Origin of the sequence: Rosenbergiella metrosideri (assembly GCF_022602565.1) — a bacterium.
Taxonomy (GTDB): Bacteria; Pseudomonadota; Gammaproteobacteria; order Enterobacterales; family Enterobacteriaceae; genus Rosenbergiella; species Rosenbergiella metrosideri.
This window is the reverse complement of sequence record NZ_JALBCV010000001.1, coordinates 69,756-94,034: the sequence shown is the minus strand read 5'-3', so window position 1 is coordinate 94,034 and position 24,279 is coordinate 69,756. Positions and strand designations below refer to the sequence as shown.

The 24,279-nt window shown below is 46.5% G+C and carries 22 protein-coding genes and 1 tRNA gene; 11 read left to right on the top strand and 12 right to left on the bottom strand.

Annotated elements, in window-relative coordinates; translation table 11 throughout:
- Window positions 1-12: 12 nt before the first annotated feature.
- The 3 genes from oppB to MKR94_RS00450 form a co-directional block, all read right to left on the bottom strand.
- Window positions 13-933: an oligopeptide ABC transporter permease OppB gene (oppB, locus tag MKR94_RS00460; RefSeq protein WP_062812362.1), complete on the bottom strand. Its 921-nt coding sequence runs from the start codon at window positions 931-933 to the stop codon at window positions 13-15.
- Between the two features lie 67 nt (window positions 934-1,000).
- Window positions 1,001-2,629: an oligopeptide ABC transporter substrate-binding protein OppA gene (gene oppA, locus MKR94_RS00455; protein WP_241644959.1), complete on the bottom strand. Its 1,629-nt coding sequence runs from the start codon at window positions 2,627-2,629 to the stop codon at window positions 1,001-1,003.
- A gap of 540 nt (window positions 2,630-3,169) precedes the next feature.
- Window positions 3,170-3,790, bottom strand: coding sequence for a thymidine kinase (locus tag MKR94_RS00450; protein WP_241644958.1), 621 nt, complete (start codon window positions 3,788-3,790; stop codon window positions 3,170-3,172).
- Between the two features lie 181 nt (window positions 3,791-3,971).
- On the opposite strand from MKR94_RS00450, the gene MKR94_RS00445 reads away from it, so the two are divergent.
- The gene (locus tag MKR94_RS00445) at window positions 3,972-4,379 is read left to right on the top strand and encodes an H-NS family histone-like protein (protein WP_241644957.1); all 408 of its coding nucleotides are present in this window, start codon (window positions 3,972-3,974) and stop codon (window positions 4,377-4,379) included.
- A 52-nt stretch (window positions 4,380-4,431) separates the two neighbouring features.
- Here MKR94_RS00445 and galU read toward each other — a convergent pair whose 3' ends face one another.
- Window positions 4,432-5,331 carry a UTP--glucose-1-phosphate uridylyltransferase GalU gene (gene galU, locus MKR94_RS00440; protein WP_241644956.1) on the bottom strand — a complete coding sequence of 300 codons (900 nt, stop codon included), beginning with the start codon at window positions 5,329-5,331 and terminating at the stop codon, window positions 4,432-4,434.
- A gap of 132 nt (window positions 5,332-5,463) precedes the next feature.
- Window positions 5,464-6,471, bottom strand: coding sequence for a response regulator (locus MKR94_RS00435; RefSeq protein ID WP_241644955.1), 1,008 nt, complete (start codon window positions 6,469-6,471; stop codon window positions 5,464-5,466).
- Between the two features lie 170 nt (window positions 6,472-6,641).
- On the opposite strand from MKR94_RS00435, the gene MKR94_RS00430 reads away from it, so the two are divergent.
- From MKR94_RS00430 to xthA, 4 genes are all read left to right on the top strand, one after another.
- Window positions 6,642-7,103, top strand: a complete 462-nt coding sequence (locus MKR94_RS00430; protein ID WP_241644954.1) for a YchJ family protein — start codon at window positions 6,642-6,644, stop codon at window positions 7,101-7,103.
- A gap of 47 nt (window positions 7,104-7,150) precedes the next feature.
- Window positions 7,151-7,999, top strand: a complete 849-nt coding sequence (gene purU / locus MKR94_RS00425) for a formyltetrahydrofolate deformylase (RefSeq protein ID WP_241644953.1) — start codon at window positions 7,151-7,153, stop codon at window positions 7,997-7,999.
- Between the two features lie 141 nt (window positions 8,000-8,140).
- A tRNA-Tyr gene (locus MKR94_RS00420) sits at window positions 8,141-8,225 on the top strand.
- A gap of 87 nt (window positions 8,226-8,312) precedes the next feature.
- Entirely contained in the window at window positions 8,313-9,122 is an 810-nt protein-coding gene (xthA, locus tag MKR94_RS00415) for an exodeoxyribonuclease III (protein WP_048913104.1), read from the top strand.
- Here xthA and MKR94_RS00410 read toward each other — a convergent pair.
- Both MKR94_RS00410 and MKR94_RS00405 read right to left on the bottom strand, forming a co-directional pair.
- Window positions 9,119-11,029 carry a DNA topoisomerase III gene (locus tag MKR94_RS00410; RefSeq protein WP_277755559.1) on the bottom strand — a complete coding sequence of 637 codons (1,911 nt, stop codon included), beginning with the start codon at window positions 11,027-11,029 and terminating at the stop codon, window positions 9,119-9,121. The genes xthA and MKR94_RS00410 overlap by 4 nt on opposite strands.
- A 92-nt stretch (window positions 11,030-11,121) precedes the next feature.
- Window positions 11,122-11,673, bottom strand: a complete 552-nt coding sequence (locus tag MKR94_RS00405) for an NAD(P)H nitroreductase (protein WP_099822786.1) — start codon at window positions 11,671-11,673, stop codon at window positions 11,122-11,124.
- 168 nt (window positions 11,674-11,841) lie between these two features.
- On the opposite strand from MKR94_RS00405, the gene sppA reads away from it, so the two are divergent.
- Window positions 11,842-13,710 (top strand): signal peptide peptidase SppA, encoded by a 1,869-nt coding sequence (sppA, locus tag MKR94_RS00400; RefSeq protein ID WP_241644952.1) that lies wholly within the window; start codon window positions 11,842-11,844, stop codon window positions 13,708-13,710.
- Between the two features lie 97 nt (window positions 13,711-13,807).
- The gene (gene ansA, locus MKR94_RS00395; RefSeq protein ID WP_241644951.1) at window positions 13,808-14,818 is read left to right on the top strand and encodes an asparaginase; all 1,011 of its coding nucleotides are present in this window, start codon (window positions 13,808-13,810) and stop codon (window positions 14,816-14,818) included.
- Window positions 14,819-14,854: 36 nt separating this feature from the next.
- Here ansA and MKR94_RS00390 read toward each other — a convergent pair whose 3' ends face one another.
- Window positions 14,855-15,136 (bottom strand): YeaC family protein, encoded by a 282-nt coding sequence (locus MKR94_RS00390; protein ID WP_241644950.1) that lies wholly within the window; start codon window positions 15,134-15,136, stop codon window positions 14,855-14,857.
- 7 nt (window positions 15,137-15,143) lie between these two features.
- Window positions 15,144-15,545 (bottom strand): peptide-methionine (R)-S-oxide reductase MsrB, encoded by a 402-nt coding sequence (gene msrB, locus MKR94_RS00385; RefSeq protein ID WP_241644949.1) that lies wholly within the window; start codon window positions 15,543-15,545, stop codon window positions 15,144-15,146.
- A 221-nt stretch (window positions 15,546-15,766) separates the two neighbouring features.
- On the opposite strand from msrB, the gene gapA reads away from it, so the two are divergent.
- Both gapA and MKR94_RS00375 read left to right on the top strand, forming a co-directional pair.
- Window positions 15,767-16,765 (top strand): glyceraldehyde-3-phosphate dehydrogenase, encoded by a 999-nt coding sequence (gene gapA / locus MKR94_RS00380; RefSeq protein ID WP_241644940.1) that lies wholly within the window; start codon window positions 15,767-15,769, stop codon window positions 16,763-16,765.
- A 57-nt stretch (window positions 16,766-16,822) separates the two neighbouring features.
- Window positions 16,823-17,698: a D-hexose-6-phosphate mutarotase gene (locus MKR94_RS00375; RefSeq protein WP_241644938.1), complete on the top strand. Its 876-nt coding sequence runs from the start codon at window positions 16,823-16,825 to the stop codon at window positions 17,696-17,698.
- A gap of 37 nt (window positions 17,699-17,735) precedes the next feature.
- On the opposite strand, the gene MKR94_RS00370 is transcribed toward MKR94_RS00375, so the two are convergent.
- Window positions 17,736-18,488, bottom strand: a complete 753-nt coding sequence (locus MKR94_RS00370) for a MipA/OmpV family protein (RefSeq protein ID WP_241644936.1) — start codon at window positions 18,486-18,488, stop codon at window positions 17,736-17,738.
- 248 nt (window positions 18,489-18,736) lie between these two features.
- Between MKR94_RS00370 and MKR94_RS00365 the strand changes: the two genes are divergently transcribed.
- Together MKR94_RS00365 and MKR94_RS00360 are read left to right on the top strand one after the other, a co-directional pair.
- Window positions 18,737-20,464 (top strand): potassium/proton antiporter, encoded by a 1,728-nt coding sequence (locus MKR94_RS00365; protein WP_241644930.1) that lies wholly within the window; start codon window positions 18,737-18,739, stop codon window positions 20,462-20,464.
- Window positions 20,464-21,666, top strand: a complete 1,203-nt coding sequence (locus MKR94_RS00360; RefSeq protein WP_241644927.1) for a multidrug effflux MFS transporter — start codon at window positions 20,464-20,466, stop codon at window positions 21,664-21,666. The genes MKR94_RS00365 and MKR94_RS00360 overlap by 1 nt, the downstream gene beginning before the upstream one ends.
- A 1-nt stretch (window position 21,667) precedes the next feature.
- On the opposite strand, the gene alr is transcribed toward MKR94_RS00360, so the two are convergent.
- Window positions 21,668-22,744 carry an alanine racemase gene (gene alr / locus MKR94_RS00355; protein ID WP_241644925.1) on the bottom strand — a complete coding sequence of 359 codons (1,077 nt, stop codon included), beginning with the start codon at window positions 22,742-22,744 and terminating at the stop codon, window positions 21,668-21,670.
- Between the two features lie 19 nt (window positions 22,745-22,763).
- A complete protein-coding gene (locus MKR94_RS00350) occupies window positions 22,764-24,059 on the bottom strand; it encodes a D-amino acid dehydrogenase (protein ID WP_241644921.1) in 1,296 nt (431 codons plus the stop codon).
- Window positions 24,060-24,279: the final 220 nt, after the last annotated feature.

The following is a 24,279-nucleotide window of genomic DNA, read 5'->3' as shown; positions in this document are numbered from 1 at the left end:
CGGGTCTCCAGCTTAATAACGAATTTTAGGATCGATAACGGCATAGAGCACGTCAACAATCGCATTAAATACTATGGTCAATACCCCGACTAAAATCGTCAGGCTCATGACTAATGAATAGTCACGATTCAACGCACCATTCACAAACAGCTGCCCGATGCCTGGAAGACCAAAGATGGACTCAATAACCATTGATCCGGTGATGATGCCGACGAAAGCCGGTCCCATATAAGAGATAACTGGCAATAACGCCGGACGTAAGGCATGACGCAGTACAATTCGGGAAATCGGAAGACCTTTAGCCCTAGCGGTGCGAATATAGTTAGAGTGCATTACCTCGATCATCGAACCGCGCATAATCCGGGCAATACTGGCTATATAAGCCAGTGAAAGTGCCAGCATCGGTAATAATACATACTGCCACTGGCCACCGTTCCAACCACCGCCCGGTAGCCATTTTAAGGAGATGGCAAACAGCATCACCAGTAAGGGCGCGACCACAAAACTCGGTATCACCACCCCGGTCATGGCAATCCCCATCACGGTATAATCCAGCCAACTGTTTTGTTTTAACGCGGCAAATATCCCCGCACTCACCCCTACCACTAAGGCAAAGATAAAAGCGATCAGCCCCAGTTTGGCCGAGACAGGGAATGCTTGGCCCACTAAATAGTTTACGGAGTAGTCTTTATATTTAAAGGAAGGACCGAAGTCGCCATGGGCGAGTTGAACCAGATAATTGAAGTATTGCTGGCCGATAGGCTCATTCAGATGGTATTTAGCTTCAATATTGGCCATCACTTCCGGCGATAGACTGCGCTCACCGGTAAAGGGACTGCCGGGTGCTAAACGCATCATAAAGAAAGAGATCGTAATCAAAATAAACAGGGTCGGAATGGCTTCAACACACCGACGAAAAATAAATGTCAACATTGCTTCACCTATCAGGCTTATATAAACAAATTAACCCGGCGTTTTCACGCCGGGAATGCCTGTAAAATTAGTGCTTAATAATATAGAGGTCTTTATCATAAACGTTATCGAGAGGATCTTTACCGGTATAGCCTCCAACGTAAGGTTTTACTAAACGCGTGTTGGCATAATAGAACACGGGGATATCCGCCGATTGTTGGTCCAATATTATCTCAGCTTGGCGATACGCCGCACTTCTGCTAGCTTCATCAGACGCTTTAACACTCTTCGCAATCTCGCTATCGAAATTAGCATCTTTGAAGAAAGAGGTATTATTCGAACTATTGGATAACATCGAGTTGAGGAACGAACTCGCTTCATTATAGTCCGCACACCAGCCTGCACGCGCAACATCAAAGCTACCTTGGTGACGGGAATCGATATAGGTTTTCCACTCTTGATTGACCAGAGTCACGTTAACACCGATATTTTTCTTCCAGATCGCCGCCGCCGCAATGGCTAGTTTTTTATGTAGGTCGGAAGTGTTATACAGCAGTGAGAACTGTAGAGGATGGTTAGGACCATACCCTGCCTCTTGTAACAGCTTCTTGGCCTCTTCATTACGTTTGTCTTGGCTCCAAGAGAACCACTCTGGCTTCTCGATTTGAATACCATCGGTGGCCGGATTGGTAAAGCTATACGCCGGAGTTTGACCCTGTGCTAGCACCTTATTGACGATAAGGTCGCGGTCTAACCCTAATTTAAGCGCGGTTCTGACTTTAACGTCATTGAAAGGCGCTTTCTTATTATTGATTTCGTAATAATAAGTACAGAGATAAGGATCAACGTGAAGATCTTTAGGATTATTTTTCTGTAATTTTTTAAACAACTCAATTGGCAAGTTGTTATAGGTTATATCGCTTCCGTTATCAGAGAAATAACGGTTAACGTCCGTCACTTCTGATGAGATAGGTAGGAAGGTCACCTTGTTGATCACCGTATGCGCATTATCCCAATAGTGCTTATTACGCACGACCACGATACTTTCGTTCACCGTATGGCTTGCTAAGGTGTATGCCCCATTACTGACCCAGTGAGCGGGAGACGTCCATTGGTCGCCATAAGCTTTGATCGCTGGCGCATAGACTGGGGACATCGCCGCATAAATGGTTAATTTATAGAAGTAAGGGACCGCTTCTGAGAGGGTAACCTGTAGCGTGTGTGCGTCGAGGGCCTTTACACCCAGTTTTTCCGGCGATAGTTTACCCGCAATGATCTCATCGATATTCTCGACATGACCATATTGTAAGAAACTCGCATAAGGCGAAGCGGTTTTCGGGTCGGCGAGACGCTGCCAGCTGTAAACAAAGTCTTGTGCAGTAACGGGCTCACCGTTCGACCACTTAGCATCGTTACGCAAGTGGAAAGTCCACACTTTATTATCCTTTTGTTCCCAACTTTCTGCCACGCCTGGTACCACTTGCCCTTGGTTATTGGAGATGGCTAATCCTTCGAACAGGTCGTGACTAACATTACTTTCAGGCACACCTTCAATTTTATGGGGATCCAGCGATTGCACCTCACCACCATTGCCCTTGACCAGTGTCTGGTTATCGGCGAGTTGTACCCCTGCTGGGACTTCTGCGGCGATTGCCGCTTGACCCGTAGATAACGCCAACAACACGGCCGTAGCAATCACGTTTTTAGTCAATTTCATATTACGACTCCACACACTTTCATTATTGTTATAGGGTTTTCCCCGACGGTGAATCCTGTCTGTCCAATTACTGATTTATTGCATTAGCCTTACAGACAATTGACAAATTTTTACGCGTTAATAGGTCAACTTGATAGTCTGTCATGAACGCTATGTGATATATCTCACTGATAATCATCTGATTGTTCACTATTAATACTTTTGCTTATAAAAGCATCGACTAAATGATAGGGTTTTTACCCTATAAATATCTGGTAGCAATATTTATGCCAAGGTTTACACGTCGAATGGGATGTGAGAGATTTTGATTAACACCTATAAAAATTTTTTTAAGTGTTTAGAAGAATGGGGAAGAATGTATCAGGATCGTGAATATAAAATAAAGATTTATTAATAAAATGAATTTAAGCACCAAGAAGGTGAGCCATTTTAATGCGACGCACTAAATTGGTGCTCATTAGGGGTGAAATACGTGGGCAGCACTAATTCAGAGCAGAGAGTGACACTGTTGTTACATCCTTACTCATGCTCAAAGATACCCTAAGCGTTTTCTTTTTCTTGGCCGAAAATCGCCTGCTCACTGCCCTGTTCAATCGCTTGCCAATAGTGTTTGCGGCAAACGGAGATATATTTATCATTCCCGCCAATCACCACTTGAGCACCATCGTGGAAGGGTCGTCCCTGCGCATCCAATCTCAACACCATGTTCGCCTTACGTCCGCAATGGCATACCGTTTTCAATTCCACGAGCTTATCTGCCCAAGCAAGTAAGTATAAACTGCCTTCAAATAGCTCCCCTCGGAAGTCAGTCCGTAAGCCATAGCACAATACTGGGATATTCAAATGGTCCGTAACATAAGTGAGTTGTTTCACCTGTTCTCTTGTTAAGAACTGCGATTCGTCAAGTAAAATGCAATGAAGCTGTTGGGTGTCATGGGACTGTTTAATCTCATGAAAAAGGTCGGTATCTTTACTGAAAAGTGCAGCACTACTGGATAAGCCGATTCTTGATGCCACACGCCCCTTACCATATCGGTCGTCAATTTCCGCAGTAAAAATCAGAGTGTTCATCCCCCTCTCTTGGTAATTATAAGAGGACTGTAATAGAGACGTTGATTTCCCTGCATTCATCGCAGAATAGTAAAAATAGAGCTGTGCCACAGAAAGTATCTCATCGAAAATTCAAAGCCTGATCATACCATAGCCCAACTCGAGTCACGCTAACTAAATCCAACATCGGCAAGGCTAATAAATGCTGTCGCATCGGGAACAAGTTGCAATCTGATTACCCTAGGTAATATCATAAAAAATACTAATACAACCCTCCCCATGAGGAACTCTTATGAGTGATCAGCTTCTCGCTTTGAAGAATTATCGTTTTTTACGTGCTGAGGCTCGTAATTTCGCCTTAGAAACCCTTTACGATATTTTAGATAAATTTACGGCAGTTGTAGAAGAACGTCGTGAGGAACAGGCGAGTAAAGGTGCGCTAGATGCTGAGCATGCAAAACGCGTGGATAAAATCCGAGAGATGATGCTGTCTGAGGGAATTGATATTAGTGAATTAGTTCAGCAGACTCCGCCAGCAAAGCCCAGCAAACAAACTCGTGACAAAAGGCCCGCTAAATATGAATATACCGATTCATCGGGCATTACTCATACCTGGACTGGTCAAGGCCGAACCCCTGCCGTTATCCAGAAAGCCCTCGATCAAGGCGATACCCTAGATGAATTTTTAATTAAGAGTTAAAAAAAACCGCCACAAAATGGCGGTTTTTTTATAAGCTTCGTCATCCCAAAAACTATTTAACGTTTTCCGCTAACCATGCTTTGAAATCTTCGCCAAGTACTGGGTGGCGTACACCATATTCAACGAAAGCCTGCATATAACCGAGCTTGTTACCACAGTCATGGCTTACGCCTTTGAGATGGTAAGCTTCAACGGTTTCTTTTTCCATCATCATCGCTATGGAGTCAGTCAGCTGAATTTCACCGCCAGCACCAGCAGGCGTTTTAGCCAGTAAAGGCCAGATATCAGCAGACAAAACATAACGACCGACAACTGCAAGATTAGACGGTGATTCGGATGCTTTAGGTTTTTCAACCACGCCTACCATTGGTGCGCTATCGCCAGGTTGCAGAGTAGCGCCTTGGCAGTCGACAACACCGTATGACGTCACGTCTTCAACGGGTTCAACCATGATTTGGCTATGACCCGTTGCTTCAAAGCGAGAAAGCATCTCAGCAAGGTTATCTTTCTTAGGATTCGATTCATATTCGTCAATAATAACATCTGGTAGAATCACCGCGAAAGGTTCATTTCCAACTACTGGGTGTGCACACATTACTGCATGGCCTAGCCCTTTAGCCTCACCTTGACGAACTTGCATAATAGTCACATGCGGAGGGCAGATCCCTTGGATTTCATCTAAAAGTTGGCGCTTAACGCGCTTTTCCAGCATCGCTTCTAATTCAAAGCTGGTATCGAAGTGGTTTTCGATAGAGTTTTTAGAAGAGTGTGTCACTAACACTATTTCATTGATGCCCGCAGCGATACATTCATTAACCACATATTGAATTAAAGGTTTATCAACTAGGGGTAACATCTCTTTCGGAATAGCTTTTGTCGCAGGCAACATTCTAGTACCTAATCCCGCAACAGGAATAACTGCTTTTCTTATTTTAGAAACATGAGCAGACATCAAACAAACCTCGTTAAGTTGGCAAATTGCCAAAACATCCTTTAAAGAGTCTAAATGCTACCATAACTGTTCGTAAGAATTATCTAGAAAAAATAAAAATAGTTTAACTATTTAGAGGGTTGGTAACGTTATTTAATGAAAACGTAGCCACAACTTACGCGGTCCATTCCATACCTCACACTCTGCGCTGGTCAGCAAGAGCCGTTGCTCTTGAGCGGAATCATGAAAATAACGTCCCAATGCCAGATCTTTGATTAACGTTGTATGCTGGTGATCATGATGAATGACACAAGACAACCCGCTATTAACCACAATAAGATGTCCGCGCAGTCGATTAAAATAGCCGATAACTAACGGGTACTCTCCATGTAATCCGGATTTTTTTAATAATAGTTGTAAGTCATGAAGAACAGAGGTGAGCGCCGGAAGATTATCCGGATGAGCAGTAATGTGTTTTTTTAATAAATCATTAAAGAAGGCTCTAAATAAAAGTGCAGCCACCGCACCGTACTCACCGACCCACTCCGCATCAAAAATATAAAATCCAAATTCTTGATCCGATAATTCGGCGATATCGATGATCAGACCATTATTCTCACTGGTATTCAGTTGTCGGTAACCGACTTGGCATCCCGCCACTTTTAAATGGGCTGGGGGCTGTAAGTTTCTTAATAAGGCTAAGGACTCTTGGGGATAGGAAACAAGATGGTTCCACTCTGCCTGAAGTTTGTCGCTTTCATCCACTGGGGAGCTAAACATATCGGGATAAATAGCTTCAACCAATAAGTTTTTTAACGCGGCTACATCAGTAAGCGGTTTTAGGATAACATCGTAGACGCCTGCTCGCATCACCGCGGCGATAAGGTTCACATCGTGCGTATCCGTCAAGGCAATAATTGGCGTCTGTACCGTTGCAGAGTGGAGTTGTTTGATGAGGGGAACTGCTGGGACGTCCAGTAGATTTAGACCACAGATAATCAGTGTGACATCATGTTGATCAACGAGATCTAACCCCTCTTCACCGCTATCGGTTTGCATCACTTTCGCACCAGCATAGTTTAAAAACTCAGCCAACACTGCGTCACAGACCGGATCATTATCGATGATCAGCACTATTTTATTGGTTAAAAAATTTTCCACACTCATCTACCTGCACTTTCATTTATACTACCGACTGGACAGCCTTTGAAGACAAAAAACTTACTCAGCTTTGGATGTTGAAATGAGTATAGCTGAACTTTCTTGACTCGGTGTTCAATAATAGTGAAATAAGACTTTTAACCATCATTCCCCTTATAAGAGAAGATACCGTGCAGCCAGATCTCTGTCCTTGTGAAAGCGCCATCCCGCTAAAACAATGTTGTGACCCGCTAATTAGGGGGGGGTCTTCTGCAACCACTGCTGAACAATTAATGCGCTCACGCTACACCGCTTATGCGCTACACGCTTTTCAGTATGTTGCCAAAACGTGGCATCCCTCAAGCCGCCCTGCAGAATTAGCGCAACTTTTGCAAAATGATAGTGTTGGAACGCTGTGGCAAGGCCTATCGATTGTTGAAACGCATGCTGGACGTGCAGTAAATGAAGCTTACGTCACCTTCTTCGCTCGCTATACCAGTGACCAACAGCCTGGTTGGATTTACGAAACCTCACGTTTTGTGCGTGAAAATAATCACTGGTATTATCTTGACGGGGTTCATAAAATACCGGGCCGTAATGAGACTTGTCCATGCGGCTCACAAAAAAAATTCAAAAAGTGTTGTGCGCGCTAAGGTTTATTAGTGTCACAGCAATAGGATGCAACACAGGATCAGCTTTAATGTCAGCGAAAAACATCGAACGTAAAATACTCCGTACTATCTGTCCCGATGCTAAGGGATTGATCGCTAAAATTACCAATATTTGTTATAAGCACGAATTGAATATTGTTCAAAATAATGAGTTCGTCGATCACCGTACCGGGCGTTTTTTCATGCGTACCGAATTAGAAGGTATTTTCAACGACTCGACACTGTTAGCCGATCTCGATGGAGCGTTACCCAGCGGTTCATTGCGCGAGCTGCATGCTGCCGGCCGACGTCGTATCGTCATTATGGTCACGCGTGAGGCACACTGCTTAGGTGACCTGTTAATGAAAAGCGCATTTGGGGGGCTTGATGTGGAGATCGCTGCCGTGATCGGCAACCACGATACCCTAAAATCGTTAGTGGAACGCTTCGATATTCCGTTCATCCATATTAGTCATGACAACCTAACGCGCGAAGCCCACGATACACACATGGCAGACTGTATCGATCAATACCAGCCTGACTACGTGGTGTTGGCAAAATATATGCGTGTCTTAACGCCTGAATTCGTCAAACGTTTCCCTAATCAAATTATTAATATCCACCACTCATTCCTACCAGCCTTTATTGGCGCACGACCTTATCATCAAGCGTATGAACGTGGGGTGAAACTGATTGGAGCCACCGCGCATTACGTTAATGACAACTTGGATGAAGGTCCAATCATCATGCAGGACGTTATCAATATCGACCACAGCTATACCGCCGAAGAGATGATCCGTGCTGGACGCGACGTTGAAAAGAATGTACTCAGCCGTGCCGTCGATAAAGTATTAGCACAACGTGTCTTTGTGTATGGGAATCGTACAATCATTTTATAGCGTCAGTCACTTGATTAGAATTAATTCGCCTTTCGCGCAAAAACAGAGCAACCGGTTCAATTACGTTGATTAATGCTTTACTCGCTAATCAAGTTTGCTATTATGCCGCCACACCCGATAACGGGTGTGGCTTTAGTATTAGGTGGGGTTCCCGAGCGGCCAAAGGGAGCAGACTGTAAATCTGCCGTCACAGACTTCGAAGGTTCGAATCCTTCTCCCACCACCACTTCTTAGTTTTTCCGCTTATCTCTTCCATGACATTCAACTCAATTCTCGTTACCATAATGAAAACTGAATGAATTAGGATGTCGACGTGAAATTTGTCTCTTTTAATATCAATGGCCTTCGTGCCCGCCCTCACCAACTTGCTGCCTTAGTTGAGCAACACCAGCCTGATGTGATCGGCCTTCAAGAAACTAAAGTTCACGATGATATGTTCCCACGTGCAGAGGTTGAAGCGCTTGGTTATCACGTCTTTTATCATGGGCAAAAAGGTCACTATGGTGTGGCCTTAATGACGAAAGCCGAACCTATCTCCGTGCAAAGAGGCTTTATCACTGACGATGATGATGCTCAACGCCGTATTATAATGGCTGAACTTCCAACCCCATCGGGAGAGCGTATCACGGTTATCAATGGCTATTTCCCACAAGGTGAGAGCCGTGACCACCCCACTAAATTTCCGGCTAAACAAAAATTTTACGCTGATCTGACTCAACATCTGCAAACGCAACTTAGCCCAGACCAGCATGTGTTAGTGATGGGCGATGTAAATATCAGCGTGACAGATGCAGATATTGGTATCGGTGAGGTTAACCGTAAACGGTGGTTAAAGACGGGTAAATGTTCATTTTTGCCTGAAGAACGTGAATGGATGGCAACGCTTATTAACTGGGGACTGACCGATACTTGGCGTCAGATCAATCCTGAGGTTAACGACCAATTTTCGTGGTTCGACTATCGTTCGAAAGGCTTTGATGATAATCGGGGCCTGCGTATCGATTTATTACTGGCAAGTGCGCCCCTCAATGCACGCCTGATCGCCAGTGGTATTGATTACCCATTGCGTTCAATGGAAAAACCCTCTGACCATGCGCCGGTATGGTCAGAGTTCGATCTTTAAACCTTCTTCGCTACCCGCTTTTTATAGGCGGGTTTTGCCGGTGAATGTTTGGCAAGGTCACGTAACACGTGAGTGGGGGGGGTTTGCCGAGCATGGCCAATCAATTGATGCAGTGTATCCACTAAGGGCTGCATAAAATCTTGGTATCGATACTGTTTCTCACTAATTCGCGTTAATGTCGATTCCCAATGGGCGGTCATATCGGGTGCCGCAGAAGGTTGAGGTAAGGCATGAATAAGTCCTCGCCCTACAACAGTTGAATGAATATAGCGCCCTTTTTTTTCTAAAAATCCACGTTTAAAGAGTAACTCAATAATCCCCGCGCGAGTCGCTTCAGTCCCCAATCCATCGGTTTCTCTCAACACTTTTTTCAGTGCTTTATCTTGTACGAAACGCGCAATTCCAGTCATGGCAGACAATAATGTCGCATCCGTAAAGTGTCTGGGGGGTTGGGTCTTTTTCGCGATAACCTCCCCTCCTTCACACTGTAAGATGTCGCCTTTCGCCACCACCGGTAAGACCGCCCCATCGTTTTCTTCATCACGTTCTTTCGCCCCGAGCAGGACGCGCCAGCCTGCGCTAGAGAGAAAGCGCGCCTTTGCCACGAACTTCCCCCCTGCAATTTCCAGCTCGATAACACATTTACGGTATTGCGCGTCCTCCGCAAACTGCATCAGATATTGTCGAGCAATCAGGCCATAGACGTTTTTTTCATGTTCAGTAAGCTTAACGGCATTTCGTTTAGCAGTGGGGATGATGGCGTGGTGTGCATCGACCTTTTTATCGTCCCAGCAGCGATTACGTCGACTGAGATCAATTTCATCGGGCAGAGATTGATATTCGGCAAGATGGCTTTGCAGCGCATTAATGACCGATTGACGCCCAACGAAGTGCTCTTCAGGAAGATAACGGCAATCTGAACGAGGGTAAGTGATTAACTTGTGCGTCTCATAGAGCTTCTGACAGATATCTAAAACTTGCTGTGCACCGAGGTTAAACCGCCTCGCCGCCTCAATTTGAAGGCTCGACAATGAAAAAGGCAACGGCGCGATCTCACTCTCTGTTTTATTTTGGTAGTGCGTCACCTTGGCCGGTTGTTGCGTTATCCGCGCCACAACATGTTCAGCAAGGGTTTGATTCAGTAATCGACCCTCTTCGTCCTGCCAGCCTTCACACGCCTCACTCGGTACCCAGGTTGCTGTAAAAGGTTGGTTATCAGCCAAAACAAACGCTTTCACCTCATAAAAATCTTTGGCGATAAAATTCGCGATCTCTTCATCACGGCGGACCACCAGTCCCAGCACAGGAGTTTGAACCCTTCCGACCGAGAGCACGCCATCAAATCCAGCTTGTCGTCCAAATAAGGTATATGCACGCGTCATATTAATCCCATAAAGCCAATCGGCACGTGCCCTCGCTAGCGCAGAGATACAGAGTGGCGCGAATTCACTGTTACTCCTCAATTGCTTGATGGCACGCTCTACTGCCTGTGGGTTTAGGTCATTAATTAAACAACGCTGCACTTGTTGGCGTTTTTCTGCGGGTAATCCTAGGTAATCGATCACTTCATCGACCAATAATTGTCCTTCTCGATCGGGGTCACCGGCATGAACAATCTGTGTCGCCTCGGCTAAAAGTTTCCCTATAGTTGTAAGTTGTTTTTTTACATCGTTACGGGGCGTTAACAGCCATTTTTCAGGAATAATAGGTAAATCGGCAAGCGCCCAGCGCGCATAGCGAGGATCATAGTGGTCCGGTTGTGCCTGTTCGAGGAGATGACCGACACACCAGGTGACAATATCTTGAGGTCCACACTGAATGTACCCCTCCCCACGACGATGAGGCTTTGGAAGAACATCGGCAATGGCGCGGGCTAGACTGGGCTTTTCCGCAATAAACACTCGCATAGAAAAAGATATTCCTTAATCTTGATAGAAAAGAGTGATCGTTTCGCAGACAATCAACAGGCTACTATTACCGATTTTAAACAAATTTACTGTCAGAATTCACTGACATAAGGACCAAGATCGATAGGTTGTACCGGCGAAACCGCATTAAATTGCGGCGTACCGAGGTAAAGGAAACCGACTATCTTATCTTGGGGCTGGCAATCAAAGGCCTGACGGACCTTGGGATGATCGGTCCATGCACCTGAACGCCATATGCCGTTGAACCCTTGTGCTTGCGCAGCCATTTGCATCGCCATCACGCTGCACCCTGCACTCACCACTTGTTCCCATAGCGGCACTTTATGGTTTTCTTGGCAGCGCGCGACCACTGTGATAATGAGCGGCGCACGAAATGGCGCTTGGGTGGCTTTTTCGATGGCTTTATCATCAAGGGCATCCTCAATCGAGGTCTGACGGAGTAAATCACTAAAACGTTGTAAACCCTCACCGTGGATCAACGAGAAATGCCAAGGTTTTAGTCCGCCATGATCCGGTGCTCGTGCCCCCGCTTGCAATATAGCCTCGAGCGCTTCACCCGACGGAGCAGGCGTGGTTAATCGTGAGACCGAACGGCGCTGTAAGAGTAACTCTAATGAATCCATGCTATTCCCCTTAACGGTGGTGGTTTGTTGAAGTCTGACATATCGGTAGGCTTTGTAACAGTATTTGATGATTAACTGCTGACTTTTCACTCGGGTCTAATTAGGATAGACGATAAGTTTTTCTTTGGACCATCTAAGTATCAGATTTTATTAATAAATGGAGAATTTATGCGCACTGCGTGGCGAATTATAGTCAGGGTTTTGAGTGGCCTATGGCGTATTATCAATTTCGTAAGAGAGTGTATCCTTAACCTTTTCTTACTCGTCCTCATTTTATGCGGGATTGCACTATGGGGACTGTTTTCTCACGACTCGACACCGACCCGTACAGTGAACACGACGCAAGCCTTAGTGTTAAACCTTGATGGCGTAATAGTGGAACAGCCGTCACAAGATAAAAAAATCACTAAACTTCTAGGCCAAGAATTTTTAGGGACTAACAGCAAGCTTCGCCAAGAGAATGCATTATTCGAACTCGTCGAGAGTATTCGCCAAGCGAAAACTGATCCTTCTATTACGGGAATCGTCCTCGACCTGCACAACTTCGCGGGCGGCGATCAACCGGCATTAAACTATATCGGTAAAGCACTGAAGGAATTTAGCGCGTCGGGTAAGCCAATTTATGCTTATGGCGATAATTTCACTCAAGCCCAATACTATCTGGCGAGCTATGCTGACCATCTCTATCTTTCGCCGCAGGGTGCTGTTGATCTTCACGGTATGGCGACCAACAATCTCTATTTTAAAGCACTGTTAGATAAGCTTAAGGTCTCTTCACACGTATTCCGGGTGGGAACTTATAAATCTGCAGTCGAACCTTTCCTACGTGATGATATGTCTCCTGCTGCGCGTGATGCGGATACACGTTGGATTACGCAACTATGGCAAGGCTATCTAAATACTGTATCAGCTAACCGCCATCTCACCCCACAACAACTCTTCCCGGGGGCAGACGCAATCATTACTGCATTAAAAGCGAACGGTGGCAACACGGCCCAGTATGCTTTATCAACACACTTAGTCGATGGGTTAAAAAGCCGTGCTGAGGTAGAGCAAGAATTAACTAAAACATTTGGTCGGGATTCTGAGCAAAAGTCCTTCAAACAAGTGAGTATTTATGATTATTCAGCTCCTGCCAAAGCGAATAACGATAAACCTAATGTTGCGGTAATTGTCGCGAATGGCGCGATCATGGATGGGCCTGCGAGCGAGGGGAACGTCGGCGGTGAAACCACTGCACAGCAGATCCGAGAAGCCCGCCTCGACCCAGCGATTAAAGCCATTATTCTACGTGTAAACAGCCCGGGTGGTAGCGTCACAGCATCCGAACAAATTCGCGAAGAGCTAGTGGCGGCGAAAAAAGCCGGAAAACCTATCGTGGTCTCGATGGGCGGCCTTGCGGCGTCGGGTGGCTATTGGATTTCAACGCCTGCCAACTATATTATCGCCAGCCCGACAACACTGACTGGCTCTATCGGTATCTTTGGCGTCATCAACACCGTTGAAAACACCTTAGGCTCTGTAGGGGTCCATACCGATGGTGTATCAACCTCGCCTCTAGCCGATATTTCGATGACGAAGGCTTTACCTGATCAAGTGACGCAAATGATGCAACTCACCATCGAGAATGGTTATCGTAACTTCATCAACTTGGTTGCCGAATCGCGTCATAAAACGCCAGAGCAGATCAATGACATCGGCCAAGGACATGTGTGGACCGGTGAAGACGCCAAACAAAACGGTCTGGTCGACGCCTTAGGTGACTTTGATGATGCGGTGAATAAGGCACAATCCTTAGCGCATCTGCAAAAAGCCTCGCTGAAGTGGGTGCAGCAGGATCCTTCTTGGGTGGATACCCTATTTTCGCAGATGCAAGCCTCGGTGTCAGCGCAACTTCCTGACCAGGTTAAAGCTTGGTTGCCTGCCCCGTTATCAGAAGTGATGACGAAAGCTCAACAACAACCTGGGCTTTTTAACCAGCAAGGTGACCCACAAAATCGTTATGCTTGGTGTGTTAACTGCGGTGTAATAAATTAGCCTTCGTAGCCCGGCAGTCGTCGGGCTGTATTTCTTCCGATGAAGTTTCTATACTCCAGCATTATTTTTTACTTTATCCCGCTACTCGGTGTCCGTTATGCAGAAAAAAAATATTTATGTTGCCTATACAGGCGGAACGATTGGTATGCAGCGTTCTACCCACGGTTATATTCCGGTCTCTGGACATTTACAACAGCAATTGGAATTAATGCCTGAGTTCCATCGTCATGAAATGCCTGCTTTCACTATTCATGAATATACGCCCTTAATGGACTCTTCCGATATGACGCCGGCAGATTGGCAAGTCATTGCTGAAGATATTCGTGAGCATTACGATGAGTACGATGGTTTTGTGATTCTTCATGGCACGGACACCATGGCCTTTACGGCGTCGGCGCTCTCTTTTATGCTTGAGAACCTGAGTAAACCGGTAATTGTGACAGGGTCACAAATTCCTCTGGCTGAATTACGCTCTGACGGACAACAAAACTTATTAAATGCGTTATACGTCGCGGCAAACTACCCAATCAATGAGGTAGGACTCTTTTTTAATAACACCCTATTTCGGGGTAATCGAACCACCAAAGCCCACGCGGATGGCTTTAACGCCTTTGCCTCGCCAAATCTACCGCCCCTGCTCGAGGCGGGTATTCACATCAAAAAACTTAACACGCCCCCAGCCCCCGTTAAGCAAGGCGAGCTGATTGTTCACCCCATCACCCCTCAACCGATCGGTGTTGTCACCATCTATCCAGGGATCTCACCGGATGTTGTCAGTAACTTCTTACGCCAACCGGTGAGAGCGTTGATTCTTCGCTCCTATGGTGTGGGTAATGCACCGCAATCTGCCGCCTTTGTTGCGGTATTAGCCGAGGCCTACGAACGGGGGATCGTAGTGGTAAATTTAACCCAATGTATGTCGGGGAAAGTGAATATGGGAGGGTACGCGACGGGCAACGCATTAGAACAAGCCGGCGTCGTCAGCGGGAGTGATTTAACGGTTGAAGCCGCCTTGACCAAGTTGCACTATTTGCTTTCTCAACAGTTGCCTGCGGAAGAAATACGAGTATTAATGCAGCGTAATCTGCGCGGTGAGCTGAGCGAGTAACAGCAGAATCAGGGTGCCCCGGAGCACCCTGATTTTTTAATCGAGATTAATTCGGGTGATATCGTCTGTAATACCGAAATCTTCTTTAAGTTGCCGTTTACTTTTCATCACCATCTCTCCGCCTTTAGCCACTGACATATGCTGGGGATTATCGTTATGGCGAGCTTGCCACAGCAGAACAAGCTGTAAAGTGTGCTCTTTTTGACTTGGTGTGAGTGCCACGCCATCTGGCCATTTTCCTGTCTCGGTAGCGGTCACCAAACGTTTATACACCTCTGGTGTCATCTCTGCTAGGACACGCTGTAAATCAGCACTCATCTTGATCTTATCCTTTAGTTTGACTGCCTGTAGCATCGGTAAAATTCAATGATGCGGAGTTCACACAGTAACGTTCACCGCTCGGCTGAGGCCCATCTGGAAAGACATGACCTAGATGCGCGTCGCATTGGCCACAGCGAATTTCAACACGGTGCATATTATGGCTATTATCCTCCAAGTAACGGATGGCATCATTCGAAACAGGTTGATAAAAACTCGGCCAGCCGCACCCGGAATCGTATTTCATGTCAGAATAAAACAGGGGCGAGTGACAGACAATACAGTGATAATACCCTTCTTGCTGGTTATGCAGTAATGCACCGCTAAAAGGGGGTTCTGTCCCCCGCTCTTGCGTAACATAGCGCTGCATTTCGTTAAGAGAAGACAAAGATGATGGCTCGTTGCTCATAATACATTCCACTAAACAGTCCAAGACCCTATTATAACAAATGCATAACAAATTAGTTTTTTTTTTCGAATATTAGGAGCACCCCTAGACTAGAGACTTTTTTGTAAAGGCGCCATATTTGATTTCACACAGTAATTGACACGATTAAGCTTGACGTATGAAGCGGTTTTTGTAATTTTACTGCCAACCTTTTATTCACTATCAAATAGCTGGTGGAATATATGACTATCAAAGTAGGTATCAACGGTTTTGGCCGTATCGGTCGCATTGTGTTTCGTGCTGCGCAACAACGTTCAGACATTGAAATCGTCGCGATCAACGATCTGTTAGACGCAGAATATATGGCTTACATGCTTAAGTATGACTCAACCCACGGTCGTTTTGACGGTACCGTTGAAGTTCAAGATGGCGCGCTAATTGTAAACGGTAAAAAAATCCGTGTAACGAGCGAAAAAGATCCAGCTAACCTGAAGTGGAACGAAGTAGGTGTTGATGTTGTTGCGGAAGCAACGGGTATCTTCTTGACTGACGATACTGCACGTAAACATATCACTGCAGGCGCGAAGAAAGTCGTACTGACTGGCCCTTCTAAAGATGACACCCCAATGTTTGTTCGTGGAGCAAACTTCGATAAATATGCCGGTCAAGACATCGTTTCTAATGCATCGTGTACCACTAACTGCTTAGCGCCGTTAGCGAAAGTGATCAACGACAACTTTGGTATCATCGAAGGTCTGATGACCACTGTTCACGCAACGACTGCAACGCAAAAAACCGTCGATGGTCCTTCTCACAAAGACTGGCGTGGTGGACGTGGTGCAAGCCAAAACATCATTCCATCTTCTACCGGTGCGGCGAAAGCTGTCGGTAAAGTATTACCAGAGTTAAACGGTAAACTGACAGGCATGGCTTTCCGTGTCCCTACTCCTAACGTATCTGTTGTCGACCTGACCGTGCGTTTAGAGAAGAAAGCCTCTTACGCAGAAATCTGCCAAGCAATTAAAGCGGCTTCTGAAGGCGCAATGAAAGGCGTTTTAGGCTTCACTGAAGATGACGTGGTATCGACTGATTTCAACGGCGAAACGTTAACGTCTGTATTCGACGCAAAAGCGGGTATCGCACTGAACGATAATTTCGTTAAACTGGTTTCATGGTATGACAATGAAACAGGTTACTCTCACAAAGTTCTTGATTTAGTTGCCCTGGTTGCAGGCAAATAAATCGTTCCACTTGTGAATAAGGGCGACTTCGGTCGCCCTTTTTTTTTGGAGAATATTATGCAGTCATCCCTTTTTACACTCCCTATCGCCGAGCAACTTTCCCCCTTCTGCTCACTTCGTCAACAAGGTGAGTTAACGCTACTTATTATTGATCATCCCGAATTCCATGCCGCTTTTTCGCTGCAAGGTGGCCAATTAATCGCTTGGCAGCCACTGAACCAACCTGCCGTTATTTGGCTGAGCGATCGCACGGCTTTCACGCAAGGAAAGGCTATTCGTGGCGGTGTGCCTATTTGCTGGCCATGGTTTGGCCCCGCTGGTAAACCCTCCCACGGTTTTGCTCGCACTTCTCTATGGCAGCTAGATCACTGCGAAGAGTTTGCTCAGCAGGTAAACGTGACGATGAGTTTACGCGACTCCGCTGAAACACGCGCGATGTGGCCCCATGAATTTAGTCTGACTTTACACGCTGAGTTAAGCGCCGAATCTTGTCAGCTTAGCGTGAAAGTTGAAGGGGATTTCAAATCGACTGCCGCCCTACACAGCTATTTCCAAGTCGGTAACTGTGAGGAGGTGAAAGTGAGTGGCCTAGGCAACAGCTACATCGATAAAGTAAAAGATAATGCGTTAGGTGTTCAACAGAATGAGCAGACTTACCATGGCGAAGTCGATCGTATCTTCACCCATCCGACGGCCGAATCAATTCTGCAGGATCCACAGCTAAAACGCCTGATAAATATTCGACACCAAGGTCACAGTGACGTTGTCACATGGAACCCAGGCGAGAGCCTATCCCAATCGATGGGCGATATGAGCGATGAAGGCTATAAAACGATGGTCTGTGTAGAAACAGCAAGGATAGGACAGCCTTTGATCACGACGCCTACCTCTCCAGCAGAATTAACGGTAACGATCACGCCGCTACTGTTTTGATGACGTTCTCCCAAAGTACCCTTTGGGAGAGTACAGGTTAGAATTGGTAATTAACCCCAGTCCAAACGGTAGTTTGCCCTGACTTGTCGACCATTGAGCTATGCTTAATTTCATTGTCGAAATGAGTATAACGAGCACCTGCCACGACCGTCCAATCACGCGTCAACTGGTAAGTCGCACTGATATCCACATAAGGAGACCAGCTATCGTCAGCCTTGTAACGATCAATCCCTGTACGACGAGACTCCTTACCAGAGACGCCATAGTAATAATCAGTTTGGTTGGCACTCTGCCATGTTACGCCCGCACCGGGGATCAGAGAAAGCGCGCCAAATTGTAACGGGTAATGATAGTTAGTGTCCCATACCAAGCCATTACTTTCGTTGAGCACATCACCGGTCAACGCGGTTTTGACAACACCCCAAGTGGCAACATGCGTCCACTCCCCACCCATCATCATGGTTAAATGACGCTTATCGAGGCCACGCATCGCGCTATGGTGAGCGCGGTGTGGGTTGAAATATTGTCCGGTGGTATTGGCAATGATTGAGAACTGATCGGCTTCGCCATGGTAAAGATAGTACCCTGCCTCTAACCCATGAAAGAAAACATTCTGATCTTGATAATTGATTAACGGGAATGGGACAGTACGATCTTTAGTATTGTGGTAGGGCGATTCAGACCATAATGCAGCGACCCCCACTGAAAGGGGGCTAGCTAATAGATTTTGTGAAAATAAAACACTGGTGCCGACCAATGAGGCGGCTAAAAAAAACTCTTTTTTTAACATGTACACACCCTGAGTTGACTTACTTCCTAAAATAACGCGCAAGAAAGATGATTTTAGCGAGTTATTTTTGTCTAAATTTGATAATAAAAGGCTTATTAACAGTAAAACTAGCTTTTTATTCTGAAGTTACGAATAAGTCCTATTAAATAAGGTTATTCTTATTCTCACCGACACGCATTACGGCCACACAGACGGCGCAAAATATGTAATACTCTCATCACTTCAGCGGGTGTTAGGAATGAGCCAATATGGATTCAAGTACAATCAATAGTTTATTTATTATCGGCTCGGTACTCGTCACCGCCAGTATTTTACTGAGCTCTTTTTCGTCGAAGTTAGGTATCCCTATTCTCGTCATCTTCTTGGCACTGGGGATGCTCGCAGGCGAACAAGGTATCGGTGGAATAGTCTTCAATAACTATCCGGTCGCCTATCTGGTCTCAAATCTCGCCTTAGCGGTCATTTTGCTTGATGGCGGTATGCGTACCAGTATCGGTTCCATTCGTATCGCCATTTGGCCTTCATTATCTTTAGCGACAGTCGGTGTGCTAATCACCGCTGGGTTAACCGGTGCATTTGCTGCATACCTGTTTCACCTTGACCTCATGCAGGGTTTCTTAATCGGCTCCATTATTGGTTCGACCGATGCCGCAGCAGTGTTTTCCTTGATCGGCGATAAAGGATTAAACCAACGGGTTAGCTCAACCCTCGAGATCGAATCAGGCAGTAACGACCCGATGGCGGTATTCTTAACCGTGACGTTAATTGAGATGATTCAGCAACACCATCACGGTATTGACGCTAACTTTATTATCCAATTAGTACGCGAGTTTGGCTTAGGCATTCTTATCGGCCTGCTTGGCGGATTCACGTTACAGCGGCTGATTAACCAGATATCGCTGCCTGCAGGACTTTATCCACTGCTTGCGGTCAGCGGCGGTATACTGGTTTTCGCCTTAACAACTTTGCTCGGGGGAAGTGGCATTCTTGCCGTCTACCTAACGGGTTGCTGGCTAGGTAATAACGGTATTCGTAACCGCACAGGGATCACCCAAATTTTTGATGGTTTAGCATGGCTTAGTCAGATTGGCATGTTTATTGTTTTGGGCCTGTTGGTCGTACCGAGCGATCTGTGGAAAATCGCGTTGCCAGCCCTATTACTCTCGCTATGGCTGATTTTTATAGCCCGACCACTTTCTGTATTTGCCGGCTTACTGCCTTTCAAGACTTTTAGTTTACGTGAACGGTGCTTTGTTAGCTGGGTGGGGTTACGAGGAGCCGTCCCCATTATTCTCGCGGTATTCCCGATGATGGCGGGTCTTGATAATGCCTCACTCTATTTCAATATCGCCTTTTTTGTGGTGATGGTTTCCCTGCTGCTTCAAGGTAGTACCCTCGCTTTCGCGGCAAAGCTTGCAAAAGTGATTGTGCCGCGCACGGTATACCCCTTCCAACGTAATAGTCTAGATATCCATCCTGACAGCCCGTGGGAGCAGTATGTCTATCAATTAGGCTCCGAAAATTGGTGTATCAATGCCCCATTGCGTGAGCTAAAAATGCCAGAACATACTCGGATCACGGCTTTATTCAGAGATAATGTCCTGATGCACCCTCGCGGCTCTACCCGCCTGCGAGAAAATGATATTCTCTGTGTTATTGGACGCGAACGTGATTTATCCGCCCTCGGCAACATGTTCAGTCAAACGCCGCCAGTCGATCTGGACCAACGTTTCTTCGGTGATTTTATTCTGGACGGTCAAGCCTCATTAGAACAAGTTGCGTCGGTGTATGGATTAACATTAACCCGTGATGACTCCGTTGGAAAAAGTTTATCGCAGTTGATGATTGAGAAATTGGGCCGTAATCCGGTGGTGGGTGATGCCTTGCAGTGGTTGGAGCTTGAATTGACTGTTGCAGAAAAAGATGATGACACGATATCGCGTGTCGGTTTACGTATATTAGAAGAAGAAGAGTAATGATTTCCCCACGCTATTTTATTGCTTTATTATTATGTTTAGTTCTACTTTCGCCCTTAGGCATCGATCTCTTTCTGCCGACGCTACCTTATATCGCGTCAGGATTGCAGACACCGGTCAGTCACATTCAATTAACAATCCCATTGTTTTTATTAGTGATGGGAATTGGGCAATTAATTTCCGGCCCTTTGGTCGATAATTATGGAAGAAAACCTATCGCCTTAGTCGGGCTAGGCCTCTACTTATTAGGTAGCGCCCTCGCAGCCCTCGCTATCAATTGGCCAATATTTCTTGTCGCACGTATTATTCAAGGTATGGCGGTATGTTGTACCGCGGTGGTGGCGTTTAGTGGCGTACGCGATCGACTCGAGGGCGATGATGCGGCACGAGCCTACAGTTTTCTTAATGGATCGTTAAATATCGTTCCCGCCCTGGCCCCACTGCTCGGCGGAATCTTGGCGAATTATTGGGGATGGCGTGCGCCATTTAGCTTTCTGTTTCTTTATGGCCTCGTGCTGATGATCGTTGTCTATAAGTGGCTACCCGAGACGCGTCCACACTCGACCCAGCGTAGTGCAATCTTTCCCGCCGGCACTTACCTGTCGATTATCAAACAACCTGCATTTTTGGCTTTTACCTTTTCAATTGCCAGTGCGTTAGGAATGGTCTTGACCTACGTATCTCTAGCGCCCACGGTACTCATGGAGCACGACGCCTTATCTCCTTTTAGCTTTTCAGTGATTTTTGGTGTCAACGGATTATGGATAATGGCGGTGAGCGCGCTGGCCAATCGTATTATTCCCAAATGTGGTCGCCCATTCTGTTTGTTGCTCGGCACGTTATCGATGACCTTGGCAGGCGTTATCCTTTTTTTAGAGCCTTACTTACTGGCACCAGCCATTCTTGCGCACTGGTTGAGCTACATGATCCCAGTGGCAATATCCGTGGCAGGATTAGCATTTATTATGGGTCCCGCAACAAGTTACGCCTTGGCGCCTTTTCAGCAGAATGCTGGCGTCGCGTCAGCGTTGCTCGGTTTTATTCAGATGGCCGGAGGTGCAGGAGGAAGTTTAGTCATATTGCTACTCCCACTCTCTCCCTATGTTGCACTGGCGATAATGATGCTATTAGGTGGACTGCTAGCCACCATTGCTTGGTTGACCAGCTTAAACATCAAAGGATCCCTCACCTCAGTGAAGTGAGTTAGGTGATCACCGTAAAGGGGACGCGCTGAGTGACCGCGGTTAATAGTTCATAACCTACCGTGCCCGCTGCTTGTGCGATAGTATCAACAGGCAGTCGGGCGCCCCATAATTCGACGGGACTGCCAATCGCGGCCTCAGGACAGTCGGTTAGATCGACCATAAGCATATCCATTGAGACGGTGCCGACAGTTTTGCACATTTTCCCCGCGACCCAGACGGGTGTGCCGGAAGGTGCATGCCGAGGATAGCCATCCGCATAGCCACATGCGACGATTCCGATGCGCTGGGATGTCCTCGTCATGTAACGGTGTCCATAGCCAACCCCCTCACCCGCTGCAACCTGTTGTACCGCGATAATCTCACTGCTTAATGTCATCGCTGGGCGGAGATCGAATGGCGCAATATCCTCCGCGCAGCTCGTCGGTGATGCGCCATATAAGACGACCCCTGGTCGTATCCATTGATGATGAGTCTCGGGATGCCAGAGGCTCGCTGCTGAGTTGGCGTAGCATCGTGGTGCTTCAAGCATCCCCGTTGCCTGCTTTAGACGCTGTAAGGGCTCACGAATAAATGCGGGGCCTTCATCTGCTCGCGCAAAGTGTGACATAAGCGTGATTTCTCCCACCGCAGGCAGTGTTTGCAACGTCTGCCATAGGGGCAAAATGCGATCAGGCGAAAAGCCTAAACGGTTCATACCGTTATTGATTTTTACGTAAACCGCAATGGGCTTTTTCGCTGCATAGTCGGCTAGCGCTTGCAGTTGCCAATCACTGTGTATCGCCGTAGTCAGCTGGTAGGCTTCAATTAACGCTAAATCCTCAGGTTTGAAAAAACCTTCTAACAGTAAGATCGGCTGAGTCACCCCAGCCTCTCGTAGCAGAATAGCTTCTTCATAATTGAGCAATGCATAACCGTCCGTCGAGGCGAACGCTTGATAGCAGCGCGCAAGGCCATGGCCGTAGGCATTCGCTTTGACCACACTCCATACTTTTGATGCCGGTGCGAGCGCTTTCACCCTGCCGAGGTTATGGCTCAATGCGGTGGTGTTGACAGTTGCCTTTATCGGCCTAGACATCGTTAACTCGCTCCTCAATTCAGCCGTTTTGCGACTGTAAATGTAACGTTCGTGATTCAAAACCCGGTAGATAACGATATACGGATAAATCATCCGCAGCGATATCCGGCGTACGGCCAGAGATAATATCCGTAATCAATCGTCCAGACCCACAGGCCATCGTCCAACCTAGCGTGCCATGGCCGGTATTCAAATAAAGATTACTTATCGGTGTCCTGCCGACAATTGGCGTGCCATCTGGCGTCATCGGCCGTAACCCCGTCCAGTAGTTGGCTTCGGCCAGCGACGCTGAATTAGGATAGAGATCATTGACGACCATCTCCAGTGTTTCTCGTCTTACGCTAGGGAGTTCGCTGTTAAAACCAACAATTTCTGCCATGCCACCCACGCGGATACGCTGGTCGAAACGTGTGACCGCAACTTTATAGGTTTCATCGAGTACTGTTGACACCGGTGCGCGGGTTTCGTCGGTGATTGGTAAGGTAATGGAATAGCCCTTTAGCGGATAGACAGGAATATCGACTAATCCCTTGAGTAACGATGTGGACCAACTCCCCGCCGTCACTAAAATTGCATCGGCGTCTAGTGAATGACCATTCGCCACCACTGACGTAATGCGATTGTTGTCGACCGTTAAGCGTTCAACATTCTGATTAAACAGAAACTTAACGTTCGCGTGTTCAGCAAGCTGCGCTAAACGTTGCGTAAAGAGCTTACAGTCACCCGTTTCATCATTTGGGAGTTGTAGTCCACCCGTTAATTTATCAAGGCTATTAGCCAGCCCAGGTTCAACCGACGTGAGTTGGTGCGATTCGAGTAAATTAAATGGCACGCCGGCTTCTTGAAGAACCGCGATATCTTTAGCAGCATTATCAAATTGTTGCGCAGTACGAAAAAGCTGGAGAGTGCCCCCTTGCCGCCCTTCGTACACGATACCCGTTTCTTGACGTAACGCTCGTAGACTATCGCGGCTGTATTCGGCGATCCTTACCATTCTCGCTTTGTTTTCTTGATAATGATCTAACGTACAGTTTCGCAGCATCGACCACATCCATGACAGTTGGAAACGACTACCGTCTGGCCGAATCGCCAATGGAGCATGTTTTTGAAACATCCACTTTATCGCTTTAAGCGGGATGCCTGGTGCCGCCCAAGGTGCAGCGTAACCGGGGGAAATTTGCCCCGCATTGCCTGCACTGGTCTCCATTGCTACCCCAGACTGTTTTTCCAACACAGTGACGTCATGGCCCGCAGCAGCAAGATACCAAGCACTTGTCACCCCTACCACACCACCACCGATAATCAGCACTCGCATAGAACCCTCACAGAACATTAATCCTAAAACCACCCCGCTATCTAGTGAAATGACCTATAGCAGTCCGGTAAATCACAGAGGTTTATTTCACGTTATTTTTAGAGAAAAAAACAATAATTTATACGCATATTTAAAAACATAGTTTTTTATGCTTACTTTTCGAATAAAAATGCTAAGAAAATATCAAAGTGATTAATTTATAAACGATTAATTATATTAA

Bases quoted from the DNA above. Each gene is read 5' to 3' on its own strand.
- MKR94_RS00365 (WP_241644930.1), top strand. From the start codon at position 18,737: ATGGATTCAAGTACAATCAATAGTTTATTTATTATCGGCTCGGTACTC.
- MKR94_RS00370 (WP_241644936.1), bottom strand. From the start codon at position 18,488: ATGTTAAAAAAAGAGTTTTTTTTAGCCGCCTCATTGGTCGGCACCAGT.
- gapA (WP_241644940.1), top strand. From the start codon at position 15,767: ATGACTATCAAAGTAGGTATCAACGGTTTTGGCCGTATCGGTCGCATT.
- oppB (WP_062812362.1), bottom strand. From the start codon at position 933: ATGTTGACATTTATTTTTCGTCGGTGTGTTGAAGCCATTCCGACCCTG.
- MKR94_RS00410 (WP_277755559.1), bottom strand. From the start codon at position 11,029: ATGCGAGTGTTTATTGCGGAAAAGCCCAGTCTAGCCCGCGCCATTGCC.
- oppA (WP_241644959.1), bottom strand. From the start codon at position 2,629: ATGAAATTGACTAAAAACGTGATTGCTACGGCCGTGTTGTTGGCGTTA.
- MKR94_RS00350 (WP_241644921.1), bottom strand. From the start codon at position 24,059: ATGCGAGTGCTGATTATCGGTGGTGGTGTGGTAGGGGTGACAAGTGCT.
- galU (WP_241644956.1), bottom strand. From the start codon at position 5,331: ATGTCTGCTCATGTTTCTAAAATAAGAAAAGCAGTTATTCCTGTTGCG.
- MKR94_RS00390 (WP_241644950.1), bottom strand. From the start codon at position 15,136: ATGAGTGCTGATTTACAGCGTGTCCTAGCAGAGATGACACCAGAGGTG.
- ansA (WP_241644951.1), top strand. From the start codon at position 13,808: ATGCAGAAAAAAAATATTTATGTTGCCTATACAGGCGGAACGATTGGT.
- sppA (WP_241644952.1), top strand. From the start codon at position 11,842: ATGCGCACTGCGTGGCGAATTATAGTCAGGGTTTTGAGTGGCCTATGG.
- alr (WP_241644925.1), bottom strand. From the start codon at position 22,744: ATGTCTAGGCCGATAAAGGCAACTGTCAACACCACCGCATTGAGCCAT.
- MKR94_RS00445 (WP_241644957.1), top strand. From the start codon at position 3,972: ATGAGTGATCAGCTTCTCGCTTTGAAGAATTATCGTTTTTTACGTGCT.
- MKR94_RS00375 (WP_241644938.1), top strand. From the start codon at position 16,823: ATGCAGTCATCCCTTTTTACACTCCCTATCGCCGAGCAACTTTCCCCC.
- MKR94_RS00405 (WP_099822786.1), bottom strand. From the start codon at position 11,673: ATGGATTCATTAGAGTTACTCTTACAGCGCCGTTCGGTCTCACGATTA.
- purU (WP_241644953.1), top strand. From the start codon at position 7,151: ATGTCAGCGAAAAACATCGAACGTAAAATACTCCGTACTATCTGTCCC.
- msrB (WP_241644949.1), bottom strand. From the start codon at position 15,545: ATGAGCAACGAGCCATCATCTTTGTCTTCTCTTAACGAAATGCAGCGC.
- MKR94_RS00360 (WP_241644927.1), top strand. From the start codon at position 20,464: ATGATTTCCCCACGCTATTTTATTGCTTTATTATTATGTTTAGTTCTA.